This window comes from Streptosporangium sp. NPDC023963 (assembly GCF_040639135.1).
Taxonomy (GTDB): domain Bacteria; phylum Actinomycetota; class Actinomycetes; order Streptosporangiales; family Streptosporangiaceae; genus Streptosporangium.
In genome coordinates, this window is record NZ_JBEZZK010000039.1 from 1 (window position 1) to 4852 (window position 4852).

7 protein-coding genes are annotated in these 4852 nt (G+C 65.4%); 1 reads left to right on the forward strand and 6 read right to left on the reverse strand.

Annotated elements, in window-relative coordinates:
• Positions 1-166: 166 nt before the first annotated feature.
• From AB0F88_RS44165 to AB0F88_RS44185, 5 genes are all read right to left on the reverse strand, one after another.
• The gene (locus tag AB0F88_RS44165) at positions 167-652 is read right to left on the reverse strand and encodes a hypothetical protein (RefSeq protein WP_362698647.1); all 486 of its coding nucleotides are present in this window, start codon (positions 650-652) and stop codon (positions 167-169) included.
• Positions 653-1483: 831 nt separating this feature from the next.
• Positions 1484-1675: a hypothetical protein gene (locus AB0F88_RS44170; protein ID WP_362698650.1), complete on the reverse strand. Its 192-nt coding sequence runs from the start codon at positions 1673-1675 to the stop codon at positions 1484-1486.
• Between the two features lie 151 nt (positions 1676-1826).
• Positions 1827-2138: a hypothetical protein gene (locus tag AB0F88_RS44175; protein ID WP_362698653.1), complete on the reverse strand. Its 312-nt coding sequence runs from the start codon at positions 2136-2138 to the stop codon at positions 1827-1829.
• Complete coding sequence (locus tag AB0F88_RS44180; RefSeq protein WP_362698656.1) at positions 2113-2292, reverse strand: hypothetical protein; 180 nt, start codon at positions 2290-2292, stop codon at positions 2113-2115. The genes AB0F88_RS44175 and AB0F88_RS44180 overlap by 26 nt, the downstream gene beginning before the upstream one ends.
• A 156-nt stretch (positions 2293-2448) precedes the next feature.
• On the reverse strand, positions 2449-2805 hold the full coding sequence (locus AB0F88_RS44185; protein ID WP_362698659.1) for a hypothetical protein: 357 nt from the start codon (positions 2803-2805) through the stop codon (positions 2449-2451).
• Positions 2806-2851: 46 nt separating this feature from the next.
• Here AB0F88_RS44185 and AB0F88_RS44190 point away from each other — a divergent pair, with 46 nt between their 5' ends.
• Entirely contained in the window at positions 2852-3871 is a 1020-nt protein-coding gene (locus AB0F88_RS44190; protein WP_362698662.1) for a nucleotide kinase domain-containing protein, read from the forward strand.
• A 39-nt stretch (positions 3872-3910) separates the two neighbouring features.
• Here the strand turns inward: AB0F88_RS44190 and AB0F88_RS44195 are convergent, their stop codons facing one another.
• Positions 3911-4708: a hypothetical protein gene (locus AB0F88_RS44195; RefSeq protein WP_362698665.1), complete on the reverse strand. Its 798-nt coding sequence runs from the start codon at positions 4706-4708 to the stop codon at positions 3911-3913.
• Positions 4709-4852 lie beyond the last annotated feature (144 nt).

The window sequence follows — 4852 nt, forward strand, 5'->3', positions numbered from 1 at the left end:
CGCTACGACAAGCTCGCCGCCCACTACCGATCAGCCGTGACCATCGCCTGCCTACTGCTCTGGCTCAGATGATCCACAAAACAGGTCCTAGGGCCGCGCAGGGTGTGGAGGCTCATGGCGACCATGTCGTCGATCACGAGCGAAGCAGCACAGTGCGGTAGGGGGCCTAGAAGGGCGGCTCGTCGCTGAAGTCAGAGACCGGTGACGCGGTTGCCCAGGGATCGCGGCCGAGGTCCGGTGTTACCTGCTGAGGCCGGGACGGGCGTGGAATTGAGGGAGGATGCGGCGTTTCTTCTAGTGCGGCGTCCCACAATCGCTTGAGGTAGTCGCCGTTGCTCTCGACCTCGCGGTAGTTGTCGTTCTCCCACCGGTCGCTCTCCGGATCGATGCCGCCCATCTCGCAGAAGACGTAGAAAACGGCGTACACGCGGTTCCAGTCCGTAGGCAGCACCATCCCTCGGAGCATGCGACGAACGGTCTCCTGGCTTGCCGTGACCTCTTTGAGGTCGGTGTGGTCCTCGATCGCCCGACTGACCTGACGCAGCGGAGGGCGGCCTGCCGCCCGGTAGTACCGGCGCAGCTCTTCGACGAAATCCCGATGAGGTCCCTTGGGGAGTTCAGTTTCGGAGGGCATCCGGATGATCCGCGTCATGGTGCTCCTTCGCGCGACTCAGCTTGTCACACGAAACCTACTATTAGCTCTCCCTACCCCGTTAGAACTCTCAAAAATTCATTTTTGTCACACGGTTGTCAACGTTAAAAATAGTCGTTTCGCGGCGTATCGCGTCGGACCCAACGCTTCGAGGGAGCGGGAGGCTAGTAGGTGCGGACCGCTGCTGAGCGGCCCGTTCATCTCGTAGAAGCCAGCGCCGAGCCCTGTACGGATCTCCAGTCACGCAGGGCTCGGCGCTGATCAAGGAGGACGAACGTCGTGCCTGAATCACCCTCCACACCCGATCCTGCCCGCCCTCGCTCCCGCCGTCACATCATGTGGTGGTGCCTGGGCATCTTCGCCCTGACCGGGGCGGGTGCCGTGGTGGTGTGGGCCCCGCCGGAGCGGGCCATGCTGCTCATGATGCTGGCCAGCGTCGTGGTAACCGGCCTTGTCGGGTGGTGGAGCTCTACCCGACGCCGATAACGCCGTGACGACCAGGTAGACGACGGCGGTCTCGGTGAATCGGTGCCGGTTCACCGAGACCGCCATGGAGAGAGATCAGCATGCTCTTCGCTTGGTCGCGCTCAGGTGAAGTCACCGCTCGGTATGCGGATCCAGGTGCGGAAAACCGAACTCCGGGACGTGTAGGCCGCCATCGGAGCCGTACAGGTGCCAGCGGCCGTCGACGCGCCAGGCACACGTCGGTCTCGTTGCGCTCCCGCCCGAACGGGACGTCTGGCCCCCCTGCCGAGACGTCCTGCGAGACGTCTGGGATGTCCTGGTCGTGCTGGACTCGACCAGCCAGGCGTGAGGGCCTGGAGCTTAGGTTTACTCGACGTACCGGTCGAGCAGGGGGATCGTGCCCGCGAACGCGCCGCCTCCGACCAGCACAGCTCCGGGGATCGAACCAGCTGCCAGCCAAGCGAGCACACCAGCCCCGGTCCCGACCAGCATGGCGATGAGGAGAAGGATGGCACCTCGCCGTGTCACGAAGTGGCCGGAGGGCTCCGACGCTGCCATGATGAGCTCCTTTCCAAGTTCCCAAGGACGTCCAGACGCCCTTCATGTAGATGTCCCTCTCACGTCGTAGAACTTGTTCATGTCCCGCCCTCCAGTGCGCGGCTTGCTGACCAGGGGGCCGATGGTTATCATCGCCTTGCCCACCAGCCGGTCAACCTCGCGTGTCTCGTTGGCTTGCACCTGCTGCTCGTCGCCAAGCTCTCCAGTACAGGGACCGGGCCAGCGGCGAACCCAACGACCACATCGCGTTGATCCGGATCACGGTGGCTGGTAGCACGGGGTGTTGGTAGGCAGCCTCCTCCTCGGCAGTGAGAACGTCGTCGGCTCCGGGGTCGACGACGGCCAGGCGCTCGCGCAGCATGTCCGTCACGTCGGTGTCGGCCAAGTCCAGCAGCCCGACCAATTGCGCCATCCGCATGACGATCCGCCAGTCGTGCTCACCTCCCTGCAAGGCGGCCTCCATCCACTCGCCCGGGCGCGGCGGCCAGCTGCTCGACGTCGGCCGCCTCGACGAGGGCCAGGCGCAGCGGCATGTACTCGTAGCGGCCGTCCGGGGCCAGCAGCCGGCCGGTGCGCCCGGCCTCGCCGGGGGCAACGTCGCCGTTGTTCTCCCACAAGCTGAACGTGATGAGTAGTTCCTCGGCCTCCTCCAAGACGGCGAGGAGGTCGCGGTCTTGGGTCAGCCGTCTCGGGCGAGAGCGACGGCGTCTCTGTCGACGACATGGACGGCACGGAGAAGGCAGGCTGGTCCATCTCAGCAGGCTGTTCGACTTCTAGGAATCCCCGAGGTCGTCGGCGCTCCCCCCCTTTTGGGCGCCGCGTCGCGGTTTCGGGCGGTGTGCGTTCCGGCGTGGGCCTGGATGGCGGACCTCCGGCCAGTCCTCAGGGGTGCCGGAGCCTGAGGTGTTGTCCAGGGCGTCGGCGCTCATGCTGCGATATGCCTGGAGCAGGGCGGCGACGTGTTCGGGGGAGACCTCGGCGTTGACCACGAGGGCGGCGAGGAGTTGGGAGCGGTTCACGTTCTCGTGGGCGGCGAGTCCGGCGGCGACGAGTCGCTCAAGTCGGTCGTCGACGGCTTGGGGCCAGGTAACCAGGGTGTTGCGACGTCGAGCGCGCCACAGCAGTTTCATCGCCGCTCCCGCTGCCCATGATCTATATTCAATATATATTCCGTGCATGGTGAGCATGCTGCAAGCCCCGTCCCGGCCACAGACACAAGACTGTGAGCCGCCCGCTGCGGTGAGCATTGCCGGGCGGACGCTGCGGCCCACGCCGGTGTTCGACACCTATTGGCGTTTCGCCGCGGCCAGGCAGCAGGTGTATCTGGCGCGGCTGGGGGAGGAGGCGCCGCCCGCACGCCAGGATCCGGTGCTGGCGCAGCACCGATTCACGAACTGCTTTCGGGCCGCGGACCGGGTCAGTCAGTACCTGATCGGCCAGGTGTCCTACCGCGGAGACCAACAGTGGCGGGAGGTGTTCTTTCGCACCGTGTTGTTCAAGGTCTTCAACAAGATCAAAACCTGGCAGCTCCTGGAGAAACACCTGGGTGAGGTGACCTGGAGCGGATATGACTTTCAGGTTCTGGACGGCGTGTTGTCGAAGGCGTTCGCGGCGGGGGAGCGGCTGTATTCGGCGGCCTACATCACCCCTCCGCCGGCGCTGGGGGAGCAGCGCAAGCACAGCAACCACCTGCGGCTCATCGCGTTGATGATGGACCAGGAGGCGCCGGAGCGAGTGCAGCAGTCCGCGTCGATGCGCGAGGCGTATGAGGTGCTGCTGAGTTTTCCGGCGATCGGCCCGTTCCTGGCCTACCAGTACCTGATCGACCTGAACTACGCGGCGCAGATGCCCTTCTCGGAGATGGACTTCGTCGTCCCGGGCCCAGGGGCCCGTGATGGGATCCGCAAATGCTTCGGCCTCGCGGCCGGCGGCCTGGAGACTGAGGTGATCCACTACATGGCCGACACCCAGCAGGAGCACTTCGGCCGTCTTGGGCTGTCGTTCGAGGGGCTGCGGGGTCGCCCCTTGCAGCTGATCGACTGCCAAAATCTGTTCTGCGAGGTCGACAAGTACGCGCGGGTGGTGCACCCGGAGGTCGCCGGTATCAGCGGGCGCAGCCGCATCAAGCAGCTGTACCGGGCCGATGCCGCCCCCTTGAGCGCGTGGTTCCCGCCCAAGTGGGGGATCAACGCTTAAGCGCCCCAGCCGGTGAGAGCCCGGTGGCGGTCGCGCTGATCAGACGGACAGCTGCATCTGGGTCTGAATCACCGGGCGGATGTCCCTGACGCGCTCCTCGATCTGGGCGTGACCGGCGACCACCGTCAAGCTGCCCGGACGTACTCCCGCCTGCTGGGCCAGGTAGGCCAGCAGGCGCCCTAGGCCCAGGTAGTTGCCATAAGCGCGGTCCACCATGTAGTGGCTGCGATACAGGGCCACCGCGTGCAAGGTGCGCTCGCGATCCAGCTGAAACGAGCAATGGCTCAAGCACGGGAAACCGCGGTACTTGTTGTCGGTGCCGGCGACGTGAACCGAGGTCGACCAGGCGCCCTCCTCCGGTTCGGTGTCGTGGGGGTGGGCGACGTCCATCTCGTAGGCAGCGCTCATCGGCCCCTTGATGGAGGTCTGTAAGCGAATGCGGGCGATCAAGGCGGTCAGCTGGTCGACCGGGCCTTTCTTGCCGGGGTAGGCGACGATGCGGCCGAAGTAGGTTCCGCTCCTGTTGCGCCGGTCGATGCGCTTGAGCGACTTGTACATCTCCTGATAGCGGTGCACCAGTTCCTCGGGGGAGGAGCAGGTGGCCGCCAGCCCGGCGGGGAAGAGGGTGCTGGCGACCGTTTCGATGGGCGCATATTCGTACTTGTCGCGGACCTGGTCGAACTGGGCCCGCACCTGCGGGTCCTCGGCTGCGGCGTCAGCGATGCGGACCACGGTGTGAAAACCTTTCTGTCCCGGATTGGTCTTCACATCCAGGGCCCGGCAGGCGGCGACCCAGGCCAGGGAGGTGTTCTTCTCGGCGACGCTGAAGGTGTGCATCAGTGCTCCTGAGATCGTGACGGCTAGCGCGGCATGGCAAGAGCTGGAACTAGGGCCTGTTCTGAGTTCGGATCTTTAGGCGGGGTCAAGGCTTCGGATCCATAGGATGGCGCCTCGTAGGTAGAGCCCGGCGAGGTAGCTTTC